The organism is Salipiger sp. ABF4_146 (assembly GCF_056161345.1).
Genome location: NZ_JBSWYX010000012.1, coordinates 127,418 through 144,139 on the forward strand (window position 1 = coordinate 127,418; position 16,722 = coordinate 144,139).

Genomic DNA, 16,722 nt, shown 5'->3' on the forward strand with positions numbered 1-16,722 from the left:
CTCTTCTCAAATACGCCGGGGGTGAAGCCGCGCAGCGAAGAGGGGGCAGCGCCCCCTCAGAGGTTCGGCCCCAGAGCCCCCAGAGCCCCCAGAGCCGGTCAGGGGATGATGCGGGTGTATTTCACGCCTTCCAGCGTCGCGCCAAGGTGCAGGCCCGACTTGCCGAAGATCACCGCGATGATCGGCGCCAGCGAGGTGGTGGTCTCCGCCGCCAGCGTCTCGCCGCCCTCGGGGATGGCGTATTCGATGTTGGCGCCCGCGGCCCAGCCCGGCGAGCGCCGGAAGTTGGAGAGCGATTCCTCGGTCATGAAGAACAGCACATGGGCGTATTGCTGGGCGCCGATTTGCAGCCCGCCGGTTCCCTTGACCACCGAGTAGTAATCCACCGTCGCGCCGTTGACCCGCAGCGCGCCGCGGCCATATGCGCCGCCAAGGCCGAGCCCGGCTTCGGTGACCAGCGGCATCACCAGCATGCCGGACGATTTCGCCTGCAGGTTCCGGGTGCCCGGGTATTGCGCGAACATCTGGCTGAGGGTCGCGTCGACCCGCGCGTCGATGGTGGCCGCGCCGCTGCTGCCCACGCCATTGCCGCAGGCGGCCAGAAGGCCGGTGGCGCCGAGCCCCATAAGGAGTCCCCGTCGAGTGTTGTTCATGCTGCTCGTTCCTCGTTGATCTGACGGCCGGTGATCCGGCCAAAGCCTCACTCTCCGGCTGTCCCGCCGGTTGTCTGGCGCAAGTATAAGCGCGCGGCGCGGGCCTGTCACTAGATCAAGCGCAGCCGCGGCGGCAGGCCGCTACCCGTTGAGCAACCGCGCCGCGGCAGGGGCGAAATAGGTCAGCACGCCGTCGCAGCCGGCGCGTTTGAAGGCGATCAGGCTTTCGAGCATCACCTTGTCGCGGTCGAGCCAGCCGCTGTCGAAGGCCCCGGCCAGCATCGCGTATTCCCCCGACACCTGATAGGCGAAGGTCGGCGCGCCGAACATGTCCTTGGCGCGGCGGCAGATGTCGAGATAGGGCATGCCCGGCTTGACCATGATCATATCGGCGCCTTCGAGCAGGTCGCGCTCGATCAGTCGCATCGCCTCATCGGAATTGCCCGGCTGCATCTGGTAGGTCTGCTTGTCGCCGCCCAAAGCGCCCTTGAGCGCCCCGGAGGCGCCCACCGCATCGCGGAACGGTCCGTAGAAGCCGGAGGCGTATTTCGCCGCATAGGTCAGCAGCAGCACGTTGTGGAAGCCCGCGCTTTCCAGTTCGGAGCGGATCGCGCCGATGCGCCCGTCCATCATGTCCGACGGGCCGATGATGTCGGCGCCGGCGCGGGCCTGGCTCATCGCTTGTTTCACCAGCGCCTCGACAGTGCGGTCGTTGACGATCTCGCCATTCTCGAAAAAGCCGTCGTGGCCGGTGATGTTGTAGGGATCGAGCGCCACATCGGTCATCACCGCGATATCCGGCACCGCGTCCTTGATTGCCCGGGTGGCGCGGTTCGACAGGTTCTCGGGGTTCCAAGCCTCGGCGCAATCCTCGGTCTTCTTTGAGGCGTCGGTGTAGGGAAACAGGCAGATCGCCGGGATGCCGAGGGCCTTTGCCTCGCGTGCCGCCTCGACCACCTTGTCGATCGACAGGCGGCTGACCCCGGGCATCGAGGCGATCGGCTCTTCGATGCCTTCGCCCTCGCGCACGAACACCGGCCAGATGAAATCGCCGGGTGTCAGCTGCGTCTGCTGGGTCAATGCGCGGATCGCGGGGGATTTGCGCAGCCGGCGCAGACGTGTGGCAGGAAAGGCGGCAATCACGGGTTTCATCGGGCGTGTCCTTCGTATCCCTTGTCAAGGTTTCCCTTGGGTGGCATGGAAAGACGCCTGTCACAAGGGCTGCCGCAGGGGCGTCGCCCGCACCTCGACCGCGGCCTAGGACCGCGGCGCGCGCAAGCGGTGCCGACAGTGTGGGGCAGGGTGCCGGCGGGGCCGGCAAGAGGTGAATGGGCCAGCCCCGGCCCGACTGAAAGAGTGGATACGCCGTGGATTTGACCGGTCTCGTCTCCGAAACCATCGACTTGCGGTCGTTCTCCAACCTGTGGTTCTGGATTGCGCTTGCGGTGACATGGTCGACCACCAGCCACTGGGTGCTCGGCGTGCCCTTCGACATGGTGGGGCGCGCGCGCCGGCACGGCGGGCAGGCGGCGCAGGACCTCGAGGACATGGTGCGGATCAACGTGAACCGCCGGCTGTTCATCATCGAGGAAGCCGGACTTTGGGTGGTCGGGCTTGGCGCGGCGCTGCTGGCAACGCTGGCGAGCCTTGGTTTCTGGTACGATATCGAATTTGCGCAGGCGCTGTTCCTGCTGGGCTTCCCGCTGTCGATCGTCGGGCTGATGGGCATCGCCACGGCCGAGCGCATCCGCAACCGACGGCTCAGCGGCGAGGCGCTGTGGCGCAAGCTGACGGTGCACCGCTTCTGGGTACAGGTGATCGGCATGATCTCGATCTTCGTCACCGCCATGTGGGGCATGTATCAGAACCTCGGACACGGCGTTCTCGGTTGACGCGGGGCGGTGGGCGCGCCATTTGAGCGGCATGTCCCAGTCACTTACCCAGATGGCCGGTATCACCATGGGCGGCGCGCCCGAGGGGTTCGACGCCAAGCTCGTGCTCGCCGAGGTCGAAAAGACCGGCGGACCCGTGCTGCATATCGCCCGCGACGACAAGCGCCTTGCGGCCATGCGCGAGGCTTTGGCCTTCTTTGCGCCCGACATGCCGGTGGTCAGCTTTCCCGGCTGGGATTGCCTGCCTTATGATCGGGTGTCGCCCAACCCCGATATTTCCGCCACCCGCATGTCCACCCTCGCAGGGCTGGTGCATGGGATGCCGCAGCGCTACGTGCTGCTGACCACGCTGTCGGCGGCGATGCAGCGCATCCCCGCGCGCGATGTGCTGCGCGAGGCGGCGTACGCGGCGCGCGTCGGTGAACGGGTCGACGAGGCGGCGCTGCGCAATTTCCTCGTGCGCATGGGCTTTTCCAACGCCCCCACGGTGCATGAGCCGGGCGACTATGCGATCCGCGGCGGCATCATCGACATCTTTCCGCCGGGCGAGGGCGGGCCGGTGCGGCTCGATCTGTTCGGCGACGTGCTCGACGGCGCGCGGCGCTTCGATCCGGTCAGCCAGCGCACCACCGACAAGCTCGATGTGGTGGAACTGGCGCCGGTCTCGGAGGTGATCCTCGACGAGGCGGCGATCACCCGGTTCCGGCAGAATTACCGTATCGAGTTTGGCGCGGCGGGCTCGGACGACCCGCTTTACGAAGCGGTCAGCGCCGGGCGCAAGACGCAGGGCATGGAGCATTGGCTGCCGTTTTTCCACGAGCGGCTGGAGACGCTGTTCGACTATCTGCCCGGCGCGCCGGTGCTGCTGGATGATCAGATCACCCCGGCGCGGCTGGCGCGCTGGGAGAGCATCACCGATCAATACGAGACGCGCCGCCACGCGATGACGCAGAAGGGCCGCATCGACTCGGTCTACAAGCCGGTGCCGCCGGGGCTGCTTTATCTCGACGAGCCGGGTTGGGACGCGGCCATCGGCGCGCGCCGCGTGGTGCAGTTCAACCCGCTGCCACACGCCAGCGGGCCAAGCGTGGTGGACGCCGGCGGGCGCATCGGGCGCAGCTTCGCGCCCGAACGCCAGCAGGAAAACATCAGCCTCTTCTCCGCGCTGGCCGATCACGTGAAGAAACAACTCGCCGAGGGGCCGGTGCTGATCGCCTCATGGTCGGAGGGCGCGCGCGAGCGTCTCACCGGCCTGATCGAGGATGAAGGTCTGGCCGAAGCGATCCCGGTGATGGATGGCACCCGTATCGGCAAGCGCGGGCTGCATCTGGCGGTCTGGGGACTGGAGCAGGGCTTTGTCGCGCCATGGGGCGACCCCAAGGCCGGGCAGAAGATCACCGTGATCTCTGAACAGGACGTGCTGGGCGACCGGCTGATCCGCGCCCCGAAAAAGCGCCGCAAGGCCGAGAACTTTCTCACCGAGGCGCAATCGCTTAGCCCCGGCGATCTGGTGGTGCACGTGGATTTCGGCATCGGGCGCTATCAGGGGCTCGAGGTGATCACCGCCGCCGGCGCGGCGCATGAATGCCTGCTGCTGGAATACGCGGAAGGCGCGCGGCTTTACCTGCCGGTGGAAAACATCGAACTGCTGTCGCGCTACGGCCATGACGAGGGGCTGCTCGACAAGCTCGGCGGTGGCGCGTGGCAAGCCAAAAAGGCCCGTCTCAAGGAACGCATCCGCGAGATGGCCGACAAGCTCATCCGCGTCGCGGCGGAGCGCGCGCTGCGCAAGGCGCCGATCATCGACCCGCCGCCCGGCGCGTGGGAAAGCTTCTGCGCGCGCTTCCCCTACACCGAGACCGACGACCAACTGGGCGCCATCGAGGACGTGCTGGGCGATATGACCAGCGGCACCCCGATGGACCGGCTGATCTGCGGCGATGTGGGCTTTGGCAAGACCGAGGTGGCGATGCGCGCCGCCTTCGTCGCCGCCATGTCCGGCGTGCAGGTGGCGGTGATCGCCCCCACCACGCTGCTCGCCCGCCAGCACTACAAGAGCTTTGCCGAACGCTTCCGGGGCTTCCCGCTCAACGTCGCGCCGCTGTCGCGCTTCGTCACCTCGGGCGAGGCCGCAAAGACCCGCGACGGCATCGCCAAGGGCACGGTGGACATCGCCGTCGGCACCCATGCGCTGCTGTCGAAGAACATCCGCTTCAACAACCTCGGTCTGCTGATCATCGACGAAGAGCAGCATTTCGGCGTCGGTCACAAGGAACGGCTGAAGCAGTTGCGCTCGGACATCCACGTGCTGACGCTGACGGCGACGCCGATCCCGCGCACGCTGCAACTTTCCCTGTCCGGCGTGCGCGATCTGTCGATCATCGGCACGCCGCCGGTGGACCGGCTGTCGATCCGCACCTATGTGTCCGAGTTCGACCCGGTGACCATCCGCGAGGCTTTGCTACGCGAGCACTACCGCGGCGGCCAGAGCTTCTTCGTGGTGCCGCGCATTTCGGATCTTCCCGAAATAGAGGAATTCCTGCGCGAACAGGTGCCCGAGGTCTCCTTCGTGGTGGCGCATGGACAGATGGCGGCGGGCGAGCTCGACGACCGGATGAACGCCTTCTACGACGGCAAATTCGACGTGCTTCTGGCCACCACGATCGTCGAGAGCGGCCTCGACATTCCCACCGCCAACACGATGGTGGTGCACCGCGCCGACATGTTCGGGCTGTCGCAGCTTTACCAGATCCGCGGCCGGGTGGGGCGCTCGAAGACCCGCGCCTATGCCTATCTCACCACCAAGCCGCGCACCAAGCTCACCGACAGCGCTGAAAAGCGCCTGCGGGTTCTGGGCTCGCTCGACACGCTTGGGGCGGGGTTCACGCTGGCCAGCCAAGACCTCGATATCCGCGGCGCCGGCAATCTTCTGGGCGATGAGCAATCGGGCCAGATGCGCGATGTGGGCTATGAACTTTACCAGTCGATGCTCGAAGAGGCGATCGCCAAGATCAAGTCGGGTGAGCTTGAGGGGCTGACCGACGAAGACGGGCAGTGGGCGCCGCAGATCAACCTTGGTGTGCCGGTGCTGATCCCCGAAGACTACGTGCCCGATCTGGATGTGCGTCTTGGACTCTACCGGCGGCTGTCGGAACTGACCACCAAGGTCGAGCTTGAGGGCTTCGCCGCCGAGCTGATCGACCGGTTCGGCAAGCTGCCGAAGGAGGTCAACACGCTGATGCTGGTGGTGCGGATCAAGGCGATGTGCAAGCGCGCCGGCATCTCCAAGCTCGACGGCGGGCCGAAGGGCGCGACGATCCAGTTCCACAACGACAAGTTCGCCAAGCCCGAGGGGCTGGTGCAGTTCATTCAGGATCAGAATGGGCTGGCGAAGATCAAGGACAACAAGATCGTCGTGCGCCGCGACTGGGCCAATGACGTCGACAAGATCAAGGGCGCGTTCGCCATCGCCCGCGACCTTGCCGAGAAGGCGGGGACCGTGAAGCCGCGCAAGGCGAAGAAGGCCTGAGGAAGACCAAGGCCCGAGGAAGAGGGGGCTCTGCCCCCGAGGCGCTGCGCGCCTCTCCCCCGGGATATTTGGGTCTAGACGAAGCGAGGGGCGCTGCCGCTTCGTCTAGATGAAAATATCCCCGCCGGAGGCAGGCCGCAGCGTGCCGCCGGCGGGGATATCTGGCAGACGCGCCGCGTCTCAGCCCATTCGTTCGGAGCTGTAGCTGCCCGGCGAGGCCGGGAAGACCACGGTCTTGTCGCCGTTGATGAACACTCGGCGGTGGGCATGGGCGTGGATCGCGCGGGCCAGCACCTGCGCCTCGACGTCGCGGCCCAGCGAGACGTAGTCCTCGGGCGATTGCGCGTGGGTGACACGCACGATGTCCTGCTCGATGATCGGGCCTTCGTCGAGATCGGCGGTGACGTAATGCGAGGTCGCGCCGATCAGCTTCACGCCGCGCTGGTAGGCCTGCTTGTAGGGGTTGGCGCCCTTGAAGCTGGGCAGGAACGAGTGGTGGATGTTGATGATCCGCCCCGACATCTTGCGGCACATCTCGTCGCTGAGGATCTGCATGTAGCGCGCCAGCACGATCAGCTCGGCGCCTGCATCCTCGACCACCTGCATGATCGCCGCTTCGGCCTGCGGCTTGTTCTCCTTGGTGACCTTGATGCAGTGGAAGGGAATGTCGGCGTTCACCACCACCTTCTGGTAGTCCATGTGGTTGGAGATCACCGCGACGATCTCGACCGGCAGCGCGCCGATGCGGCAGCGGTAGAGCAGGTCGTTGAGGCAATGGCCAAAACGGCTGACCATCACCACCACCTTCATCTTCGTCATCTCGTCATGGAAGGCGAAATTCATGTCGAAGTTTTCGGCCACGGCGGGGAAGGCCGCTTCGAGCGCGGCGATGTCCGCGCCGGTCTCGCTGCGGAAGCTGACGCGCATGAAGAAGTTGCCGGTGGCCAGATCGTCGAACTGGGCGCTGTCGGTAATATTGCAGCCCTGCTCGGCCAGAAAGCCGGAGATGGCGGCGACGATGCCGCGGGTCGAGGGGCATTGCACGGTGAGGGCGTAGGAGGAGCTCATGGTCGATCCGTTTCTTTCCCGAAGATCTGTCTGGAGATGTCGCTGCCGCCTGCGTCGGGGGAGGTCAAGCGGAATACCGCGCCATCAAAGCGCAAGTTACTGCGCTGGCGCGGTGCCGGGGCGACATGTTTCTTGGCAGATGCGACAGGGCTGCAATCGGAAACAGCCGGTGCCGGCGGGCGGGGTGTCTTGCGGCAGCGCGGGCGCGCCGCGGCGATCGGACAGCGGCGCTCAATGAGCAGGCGGCAGGGGCCTGAGAACATGCGTGTGCGAAGTGGGTTTACCGACTAACCGCTTGTGAAATATGCAGGGAGGGCTTAACCCAAGGGGAAGTGCCCGGAATTCCGCGCCGTCCCCGGCTTTCCGGTCCTCCCAACCCGGACCCGTCGAGACCCGTTTTCATGACCGAACCCTCCTTCAGCGCCCGCCTTTCAGAACTTCTGCATTTCATCTACCCCGATCTCAACGCCGACATCCTGTCCAGTCAGGTCATCGATGCCTTCTGGCCCGAGACGAAAGGCCGCCGCCGCCAGCCGCGCAAGCCGGGTAATAACCTGTGGTCGCAGAAGGACGCGGTGCTGATCACCTATGGCGACAGCCTGATCGACGGCAGCCACAAGCCGCTTGACCTGATGAACCACTTCCTGCGCACGCGCATGAAGGGCGTGGTCAACGGCGTGCACGTGCTGCCGTTCTTCCCGTTCACCTCGGACGACGGCTTTGCGGTGACCGACTATCGCAAGGTGAACCCGCAACTGGGCGACTGGGTGGACATCACCCGCATCGGCGATGAGTTTCACCTGATGTCGGATCTGGTGCTCAACCATGTCTCGTCGCAGGGGGTGTGGTTCAACGCCTACCGGCAGGGGCAGAAACCCTACGACAAGTTCTTCTTCGAGGCCGACCCGTCGGATGACGTGTCGATGGTGGTGCGCCCGCGCACCACGCCGCTGCTGCAGGAGGTCGAGACGGCGATGGGCACGCGCCATGTCTGGTGCACCTTCAGCCACGACCAGATCGATCTGGATTTCCGCAACCCCGAGGTGCTGCTGGAGATCCTGCGCATCATCCGCCTGCATATCGACAATGGCGTGCGGATCATCCGGCTCGACGCGGTGGCCTTTCTTTGGAAAGAGATCGGCACCAACTGCATCCACTTGCCGCAGACCCACGCTGTCATCCGCCTGCTGCGGCTGCTGATGGATTACGCCACCGAGAGCGTCATCCTGCTGACCGAGACCAATGTGCCCAAGGCCGAGAACCTCTCGTACTTCGGACATCGCAACGAAGCGCATATGGTCTACAACTTCCCGCTGCCACCGCTGGTGCTGCACGCGATGATGGCGGGAACGGCGAAATATCTCAACGACTGGCAGCGGGCGATGCCGCCGGCGCCGCTGGGCTGCGCCTATCTCAACTTCACCGCCAGCCATGACGGCATCGGCATGCGCCCCGCCGAGGGGCTGCTGCCGCCCGAAGAGGTCGGCAAGGTCATCGACACCGCCAAGGACCTGGGCGGGCTGGCCTCGATGCGGTCGCTGCCGGGCGGGGGCGAAAGCGTCTACGAGCTAAACTGCGCCTTCTTTGCCGCCATGGCCCGGACTTACAAAGGCGCGGATGCCCATCATCTTGCGCGGTTCCTCTGCTCGCAGACCATCGTCATGTCGCTGGAAGGCATTCCGGCCTTCTACATTCACTCGATGCTGGGCACGCCGAACGATCTCGACGCGGTGCAGCGGCGCGGCATGAACCGGGCGATCAACCGCCACCGCTGGGACTACGGCCAGCTCAACGCGCTGCTGGACGATCCCGATACGGTCCACGCGCAGGTGCTGGAGATGCTGTCCGACCGGCTCAAGCTGCGCGCCGAGCAGGCGGGGTTCCATCCCAATGCCACGCAGTTCACGCTCAACCTCGATGAGCGCGTGTTCGGCCTGTGGCGGCAGTCTCTGGACCGGGCGCAGTCGATCTTTGCGCTGCACAATTGCAGCGACGAAGAGGTGGTGATCCCGCACGAGGGGCTCAACCTCATCGCCGACGAACATTGGGTCGACCTGCTGTCCGGCGAGACCATCGAGGCCGGGCCGGTGACGCTGGCACCCTATCAGTGCCGCTGGATCTCGAACCAGGGCTAGCGGCGCGCAGGGAAGGGGGCGCGCAGGGAAGGGGGCGCTGCCCCCGTCCGCCGCTGGCGGACTCCCCCGGGATATTTGTGTCTAGACGAAGCCGCGGGTGAACTTTGGGGCACCGCCGCGCGTTTGTGACGGCAAACATTTGGAGGCGGCATGTTCGACTGGATCTCGGGGTTTATCGACGCGGTGGGGGCGTTCGGCATCGGCGTGCTGATGTTTCTCGAGAATGTCTTTCCGCCCATTCCCTCCGAGCTGATCATGCCGCTGGGCGGCTTCAACGCCGCCGCCGGGACCGAGCATCTTCTGTGGGTGATCGTGGCGGGCTCGATCGGGTCGCTGGCCGGGGCGCTGTTCTGGTACTGGATCGGGCGCAAGCTGGGCACGCGGCGGCTGAAGCGGCTTGCGGCGCGGCATGGGCGCTGGCTGACCATCCTGCCCGAAGACCTCGATCGCTCGAACGAGTGGTTTGCGCGCCACGGCGGCAGCGCGGTGCTGATCGGGCGCCTGATCCCGACGGTGCGTACCTTCATCTCTGTGCCCGCCGGGGTCGCGCGGATGCCGCTGGGCAGCTTCATGGCCTTCTCGGCGGTGGGCACGGTCAGCTGGACCGCCTTTCTTGCCTGCGCTGGGTTCCTGCTTGGCTCGCAATACCGGCTGGTGGTCGGTTGGCTGGACCCGGTGTCGACGGCGGTGGTGGCGGGGATCGTTGGTCTCTACGTTTGGCGCGTGGCCACCTACGGGCTGCGGAAAAAGCGCAAAACGGCGCAGAGCCAGGCATGAAAAAAGGGGCGCGGGAGCGCCCCTTTTTTTGGGTGCGGTGCAGATGGCTCAGAGACCCAGCGAGCCCAGCACGATCACGGTGATCGTGGCGAAGACCGGGATCGCCACCGCGACCATGAAGATATCGCCATAGCTTTTCTTGTGGGTCATGCCGGTGATGGCCAGCAAGGTAATCACCGCGCCGTTGTGCGGCAGTGCGTCGAAGCCGCCCGAGGACAGCGCCGTCACCCGGTGCATCAGGCCCATGCTTACGCCCTGATCCATGCCCATCGCCGCGAACTGCTCGCCAAGCGCGTTGAGCGCGATCGACATGCCGCCCGAGGCCGAACCGGTGATGCCTGCCAGCACGTTGACGGCGACCGCCAGCGAGGCGACGGGATTGTCGGGGAACAGCCCCAGCACCGCATCGCGGATCAGCGCGAAGGCGGGCAGCGAGGCGATGACCGCGCCGTAGCCCACCTCGGAGGCGGTGTTGAAGATCGGCAGCAGCGAGCCCATGGTGCCGTTGTTCACCGTCTCTTTCACATCCGCGAAGCGCCGCCAGTTCAGGGCCAGCGCGAGGATGATCGACACGACCAGCGAGACGATGATCGCCCAGATGCCCGCGACACGCGACAGCGAGGTCTCGCCATATTGCGGATCGGCGAGGTAGTCGGCGCTCATACTGGGGAACACGAGGTAGGTGAGCAGCGCGTTGATCGCAATCACCGCGATCACCGGGGCGATGGCGGCGGCGAAGCCGGGGCGGCTGGCGTCCTCGGGCAGGGTGGAATCCGCCGCCGTCCGCTCATGCGTGCCGTAGCCCTCGCCGCGGCCCTGCGCCGCCTTGGCGCGGCGGCTCAGCCACAGCGTCCCGCCCGCCAGCATGATGATCCCCGCCAGCGTGCCGAGCAGCGGCGCCGCAAAGACGTTGGTGCCGAAGAACGGGATCGGGATGGCGTTCTGGATTGCCGGGGTGCCGGGGAAGGCGGTCATGGTGAACGTGAACGAGCCAAGTGCGATGGCGGCAGGCAGCAGGCGCTTGGGCACGTCGGCGCGGCGGAACAGCGCGTTGGCGATCGGGTAGATCGCAAAGGCGACGACAAAAAGCGACACGCCGCCGAAGGTCAGCACACCGCAGGCCAGAACGACCGCGAGAATGGCGCGCTCGCCGCCGACCCATGCGACGATCTTTTCGGCGATGGTCCGTGCGGCGCCGCCATCGGCCATGACCTTGCCGAAGATCGCGCCAAGCAGGAACAGCGGGAAGTAGGTGATCACATAGCCGCCCAGCGACTCCATAAAGACCTGCGTGTAGGTGGCCAGAACCGGCAGCCCGCCCGACATCAGCACGGCCAGCATGGCCAGAAGCGGTGCAAGGATCAGCACGTTGATGCCGCGGTAGGCCAGATACATCAGCAGGCCGAGCGACAGAATAATCCCGATAAGACCCATTCTTCTCCTCCTCTCGATTTGAAGCACCCCGCGGGGAGGCACCGGCATGGGAGGTCCGGCGCGGGCAGGGTTTTAAAAAATCCTCTACTCGGACGAGACTTAGGGCAGGTCAATGCGACGCCCCGGTGACCGACGCGACGTCGCAAGGGATCTGTGATCACTGTGACGTGAGGTCGGCGGCCGTCAGCCGAATTCGGCCTCGTCGGCGGCCACCGCGGCGCGAAAATCCGCCAGAAGCGTCGGATCCGCCGAATGCACCCGGTTCCACGTCGGGATGAAGGGCGTCTCCTGCGGGTTCTCGATGAACAACTGTCCGGCGCGCACGATGTTTTCGCCGAACATCTCGATGCTGCGCTCTTCGGCGTGGCGGTCGATCGACAGGCCGTTCATCTTGGCGTCGGCGGAATAGGCCTCCAGCAGATCGAGCGCCGAGCGGTAGTAGGTGGCCTTCAGCGTGCGGAAGACGTGCGGTGTGAACACCGTGCCGTCGGCGGCAAGCTTGCGGAAGATCGCCTTGCAGATGTCGACCGACATGCGCGACAGGCCCTTGCCGGCGTCTTCCTGTGACAGATCCTGATGCTTGTGATCGTAGATGTCGGCGATCTCGACCTGACAGACCTGACGCGGGCCGAGGTTGCGCCATGCCTCTGACAATACACCGATCTCCAGCCCCCAGTCCGAGGGGATGCGCAGGTCCGGCAGCAGGCCGGTGCGCAGTGCCATTTCACCCGAGAGCGGATAGCGGAAGGCGCGCAGGTAGTCGATGTAGTCGCGGTCGCCGATGGTGCGCTTCAGCGCGATCAGCAGCGGCGAGACCAGCAGGCGGGTGACGCGGCCATTGAGCTTGCCGCCCCCCACACGCGGGTAATAGCCCTTCGACAGCTGATAGCTGAAGGTCGGGTTGGCCACCGGATAAACCAGCCGGTCAAGCAGTTCGCGCGTGTAGGTGACGATGTCGCAATCGTGGATCGCCATCACGGCGCTGTCGGCGCAGGAGATCAGATAGCCCATGCAGCCCCAGACGTTCTTGCCCTTGCCCGGCTCCTGCGGCGCAAGGCCAAGGGCCTCGAGCCGGCCCATGATCTGCAGCATCCGCGGGCTGTCGTTCCAGATCACCGTGGTCTGCTGCGGCAGCACCGAAAAGAACTCGCGGGCGTGGCGGTATTGCGCCTCGTCGGCGCGGTCGAGGCCGATGACGATGCGGTGCAGGTAGGTGACCTTGCTCAACTCGCTCAGGATATTGGGCAGCGCGTCGCCTTCCAGTTCGGAGTAGAGCGAGGGCAGGATCAGCGAGATCTTCCGGCTCTGCGCGTAGGTTTCAAGCTCGTAGATCATCTCCTCGATGGGGCGCGAGCGCAGGTTGTGGAACTGGGCGATATTGCCGTTCTGCTGGAAGTCGGCCATGGCGGTGATCTCCTAGAGCCCGAGGTCGTCGAGTAGTGAAAGAATGGCGGTGTTCCAGCCTTCGGGGCCAGGCAGGGCCGTGCGGCGGATGCGTCCTGTCCGCTCGCCCGGCAAGGGCGGGATGCCGTTGCCGTGGTCATTGCGGATGATGACGCCGTGATCGGCGGTCTCGATCATCTCGATGTCGTTGGGGGCATCGCCAAGCGCGATGGACGTGTCGCAGCCGAGGTCGCGCAGAATGCCCGCCATCTGCTGCGCCTTGGTGCCGCCGAACGACAGGGTCAGAAAGCGGCCGCCCTTGCGGGCGTGGATGCCCTGTTTTGCGAGTGCGGCAAGGAAGGCATCCTGCTCATCTTCGCTGCCCGCCCAGAGGCCGGGTTCCGTGAAGCGGCGCTTGCGGGCGAGGGCGGCACCATCAAGCGGCAGGCCGGTGACCCGCGCCACCTCGGCGGCGTCCATATCGCCGAAGCCCCGGAAGTGCTGCGCATGCTCCGGCAGGCCTGCCAGCGCGGCGCGCAGTTTTGCGTAGTCGGGCGCGTCTTCAGGCAGGGCGCCGGGCGCGATCCGGTCGGCGCCATTTTCGACGATGGCGGGCCAGTCGCCGAGGCCAAGCTCTGCATGCAGCGGCGCGATCTCGGCGGCGGTCTTGGAGGAGGCGAGGATCAGCGGAATTCCACGGGACTTCAGCGCATCCAGCGCGGGCTGCGCCGCCGCGTAGGAGTAGCTGCCATGATCGAGCAGCGTCCCGTCGAGATCGGTGAAAACCGCCAGCCGCAAACCCTGCTCCTTCTATTATCCCCGAGATGAGTTAAGCCGAAGGCATCGGGGAAGGGAACAGGCCCGCGTCTAGGAAATGACTAAGATGCGGGGCTTGGGTGGAAAAAGAGGCAGTGGCCACACGGAGTATGAGGAGGCGGAGCCGGGCGAGCGCCGGCCCGAGGGGGGGCGCACCGTCGAGTGAGGTCCGCGCTTTATCTCGGCCAAGTTCGTTTGAAAAATCGAACGCCGTGCCACGATGAAAAAGCGCCAGCCCGCCGGGACGGGCCAGCGCTCGCAAATGCCCTCAGGCCACGTTCTCGAGCTTGTTGTCCGGCGTCACGCCAAGGGCGTAGCAGACGTCGCGGGTCAGCTCGGGACGGTTGAGCGTGTAGAAGTGCAGCTTGTCGACGCCGCCTTCCAGCAGATCGTTGCAAAGCTCGGTGCACATCGCCGTGGCCAGCAGGTCTTGCCGCCCGTCGCGCTCGGCCTTTTCAAAGGCCTCGATCACCCATGCGGGGATCTTGGTGCCGGTGGCCTCGGCGAAGCGGCGCGCGCCTTTCCAGTTTTCGATCGGCAGGATGCCCGGCACGATCGGCTTGTCGATGCCGGCCTTCTCGCATTCGTCGCGGAAGCGGAAGAAGCTCTCGGCCTCAAAGAAGAACTGCGTCAGCGCTTCAGACGCGCCTGCGTCGAACTTGCGCTTGAGGTATTCCACGTCCGAAGTGGCGGTGGGGGCCTCGGGGTGCTTGTCGGGGTAGGCGCCGACACGGATGGTGAAGTCGCCCGCTTCGCGCAGCGCCTCGATCAACTCGACCGACGAGCGGAAACCCTCGGGGTGCGGGGCAAAACCGTTGGAGCCTTTGGGCGGGTCGCCGCGCAGCGCCACGATGTCTGTCACGCCGACCTCTTGGAACTGGCGCGCGATGGCCAGCGTCTCTTCGCGGGTGGCGTCGACGCAGGTCAGATGCGCCGCGATGCGCTGGCCGGAGTTCTTGTGCAGCGTGGCGACGACGTCACGGGTCAGCTCGCGGGTGGTGCCACCGGCGCCATAGGTGACCGACATGAACCGGGGGCCCAGAGGCGACAGCGCCTGCACAGTGTCCCACAGGCGGAAGGTCGCCTCGATGTTGCGGGGCGGAAAGAATTCGAAAGAGATGTCGGGGCGCGTCATGGGCCGGGACTCCAGTTTGGATTTCGGTCCTTGTGACAGAAGAGCGTCCGTGAGACAAACTCATACTTCTCAAGAACAACATGAGGCGAACGCGAGGATGCACATCGAGTTCCGTCACCTGCGCACGATCAAGGCCATCCATGAGGCCGGGGGGCTCGCGCGTGCCGCCGATCAGCTGAACATAACGCAATCTGCCCTCTCGCACCAGATCAAGGGTCTGGAGGATCAGGCCGGAGTGGAGCTCTTCGTGCGCCGCTCGAAGCCGATGAAGCTTTCGGCGGCGGGGCTGCGGCTGTTGCGCTTGGCCGATCAGGTGCTGCCGCAGGTCGATGCGGCGCTGGCCGAGTTTGACGGGTTGCGCAAGGGATCGGCCGGGCGGCTGCATATCGCGATCGAATGTCATGCTTGTTTCGAATGGCTTTTTCCCGTGCTCGAGGCGTTCCGCAAAAGCTGGGGCGACGTCGATGTGGACATTCGCCCCGGACTTGCCTTCGACGCGCTGCCCGCCCTGATGAAAGAAGAGGTCGACGTGGTGATCTCGTCCGACCCCGAAGACCTGCCCGGTGTCACCTTCACCCCATTGTTCGAATATCACCCGGTCTTTGTCGCCTCGTCGCAGCATCCGTTGGCCGATAAGCCGTGGATCGAGGCGCAGGACTTTCGCGGCGAGACGCTGATCACCTATCCGGTGGAGCGCTCGCGGCTGGATATCTTCTCGCAATTGCTGAGCCCGGCAAAGGTGGAACCGGCGGCGATTCGCCAAGTGGAACTCACTGCGGTGATTCTGCTATTGGTTGCATCGAATCGCGGGGTTTCGGTTTTGCCGGACTGGGTGGTGCGCGAGGTGAAATACAATTCCGACTACGTCACCCGCCCGCTGACCGAAGCCGGGATCACCCGCCGGCTCTATGCGGCGACGCGCACCGAGGACCTTGAAAAGCCGTTCATGCAAGACCTGATCCGGCTGGCCGGGCAGGAGGCGAAACGCCTGCAAACCCAGTAGCTCGGGGCAGGCCTGCGCAACAGCAAGACGCGCCGGACCCCGATTCAGGCCGACGCGCAGGCAAAGCCTTGTGCGACCCGACCCCAAGAAGGGGGAGGGTCATTTTCTCAAGATGCTGATTTTAAAGTGTTTTGAGGTCAGACGCCATCATGCGCCCGTCGCGACCTTCCTTGAGCTCGTAGCTCACTTTCTGATTGTCGGCGAGGCCGGTGAGCCCAGAACGCTCAACAGCAGAGATATGAACGAATACGTCCTTGCCGCCTTCCTCAGGTGCGATGAAGCCGTAGCCTTTGGTGGTATTGAACCATTTCACGGTGCCGCTCGGCATGTCTCCGTGCTCCTTCCAACTTTCCTGTTTCTGCCCGTAATGCGGGCGCCCCGTCACATTCGCCTCTCAGGAAGTGGTTGCCTGTCCCAGTAAAGTTCGTGGCAGTCCTAGTCTGATCATCGAAAGTCACATCCCAAGAGTTGCACGGTGCCTGTAAAAATCAAGCGAAACGCTTCGCACCCGCGGCATTAAGCAATAAATTGTCCCCGGAAGATGAAGGAGATGGCGTATGCTGATCTATGGTCTGAAGACCTGTGACACCTGCCGCAAGGCGCTTAAGGCGCTGCCGCAGGCCGATTTCAAGGACGTGCGCGCCGATGGCGTGCCGGGCGCGGTGCTGGAAGACGCGTTCGCGCGCTTTGGCGACAAGCTGCTGAACACCCGCTCGACCACGTGGCGCGGGCTGGACGAGGCAGAGCGGGCACGCCCGCCGCTGGAGCTTCTGGCCGAGCATCCGACGTTGATGAAACGCCCGCTGATCGTCGATGGCGAGAGCATGCATCTTGGCTGGTCCAAGGACGTGCAGGCGGCGCTGGCCGCCTGATCCGGATGACGCAGCACCAAAAAGC

Annotated in this window: 14 protein-coding genes; 6 read left to right on the forward strand and 8 right to left on the reverse strand. The window is 65.2% G+C overall.

What is annotated here, in order from left to right; all coding sequences use genetic code 11:
• Positions 1-98 precede the first annotated feature (98 nt).
• On the reverse strand, positions 99-653 hold the full coding sequence (locus ACXAJT_RS17980; protein ID WP_475237419.1) for a lipid-binding SYLF domain-containing protein: 555 nt from the start codon (positions 651-653) through the stop codon (positions 99-101).
• A 141-nt stretch (positions 654-794) separates the two neighbouring features.
• Positions 795-1,805, reverse strand: a complete 1,011-nt coding sequence (gene hemB, locus ACXAJT_RS17985; protein ID WP_475237420.1) for a porphobilinogen synthase — start codon at positions 1,803-1,805, stop codon at positions 795-797.
• Between the two features lie 215 nt (positions 1,806-2,020).
• Between hemB and ACXAJT_RS17990 the strand changes: the two genes are divergently transcribed.
• Positions 2,021-2,545 (forward strand): component of SufBCD complex, encoded by a 525-nt coding sequence (locus ACXAJT_RS17990; protein WP_475237421.1) that lies wholly within the window; start codon positions 2,021-2,023, stop codon positions 2,543-2,545.
• A gap of 31 nt (positions 2,546-2,576) precedes the next feature.
• Complete coding sequence (gene mfd / locus ACXAJT_RS17995) at positions 2,577-6,074, forward strand: transcription-repair coupling factor (RefSeq protein WP_475237422.1); 3,498 nt, start codon at positions 2,577-2,579, stop codon at positions 6,072-6,074.
• 180 nt (positions 6,075-6,254) lie between these two features.
• On the opposite strand, the gene purU is transcribed toward mfd, so the two are convergent.
• Positions 6,255-7,142, reverse strand: coding sequence for a formyltetrahydrofolate deformylase (purU, locus tag ACXAJT_RS18000; protein WP_475237423.1), 888 nt, complete (start codon positions 7,140-7,142; stop codon positions 6,255-6,257).
• A gap of 401 nt (positions 7,143-7,543) precedes the next feature.
• On the opposite strand from purU, the gene ACXAJT_RS18005 reads away from it, so the two are divergent.
• Together ACXAJT_RS18005 and ACXAJT_RS18010 are read left to right on the forward strand one after the other, a co-directional pair.
• Entirely contained in the window at positions 7,544-9,277 is a 1,734-nt protein-coding gene (locus ACXAJT_RS18005; RefSeq protein WP_475237424.1) for an alpha-amylase family glycosyl hydrolase, read from the forward strand.
• A gap of 150 nt (positions 9,278-9,427) precedes the next feature.
• Positions 9,428-10,054, forward strand: a complete 627-nt coding sequence (locus tag ACXAJT_RS18010) for a DedA family protein (protein WP_475237425.1) — start codon at positions 9,428-9,430, stop codon at positions 10,052-10,054.
• Between the two features lie 48 nt (positions 10,055-10,102).
• Here the strand turns inward: ACXAJT_RS18010 and ACXAJT_RS18015 are convergent, their stop codons facing one another.
• From ACXAJT_RS18015 to metF, 4 genes are all read right to left on the reverse strand, one after another.
• Positions 10,103-11,488 (reverse strand): GntP family permease, encoded by a 1,386-nt coding sequence (locus ACXAJT_RS18015; protein WP_475237426.1) that lies wholly within the window; start codon positions 11,486-11,488, stop codon positions 10,103-10,105.
• A gap of 183 nt (positions 11,489-11,671) precedes the next feature.
• Complete coding sequence (locus ACXAJT_RS18020) at positions 11,672-12,892, reverse strand: glycosyltransferase family protein (protein ID WP_475237427.1); 1,221 nt, start codon at positions 12,890-12,892, stop codon at positions 11,672-11,674.
• A gap of 12 nt (positions 12,893-12,904) precedes the next feature.
• Positions 12,905-13,669, reverse strand: coding sequence for an HAD-IIB family hydrolase (locus tag ACXAJT_RS18025; protein WP_475237428.1), 765 nt, complete (start codon positions 13,667-13,669; stop codon positions 12,905-12,907).
• Between the two features lie 286 nt (positions 13,670-13,955).
• Complete coding sequence (metF, locus tag ACXAJT_RS18030; RefSeq protein ID WP_475237429.1) at positions 13,956-14,822, reverse strand: methylenetetrahydrofolate reductase [NAD(P)H]; 867 nt, start codon at positions 14,820-14,822, stop codon at positions 13,956-13,958.
• Positions 14,823-14,919: 97 nt separating this feature from the next.
• Here metF and ACXAJT_RS18035 point away from each other — a divergent pair, with 97 nt between their 5' ends.
• A complete protein-coding gene (locus ACXAJT_RS18035; protein ID WP_475237430.1) occupies positions 14,920-15,825 on the forward strand; it encodes a LysR family transcriptional regulator in 906 nt (301 codons plus the stop codon).
• 121 nt (positions 15,826-15,946) lie between these two features.
• Here the strand turns inward: ACXAJT_RS18035 and ACXAJT_RS18040 are convergent, their stop codons facing one another.
• A complete protein-coding gene (locus ACXAJT_RS18040; protein ID WP_008885598.1) occupies positions 15,947-16,153 on the reverse strand; it encodes a cold-shock protein in 207 nt (68 codons plus the stop codon).
• Between the two features lie 229 nt (positions 16,154-16,382).
• Here ACXAJT_RS18040 and ACXAJT_RS18045 point away from each other — a divergent pair, with 229 nt between their 5' ends.
• Entirely contained in the window at positions 16,383-16,697 is a 315-nt protein-coding gene (locus ACXAJT_RS18045) for an arsenate reductase family protein (protein ID WP_475237431.1), read from the forward strand.
• Positions 16,698-16,722: the final 25 nt, after the last annotated feature.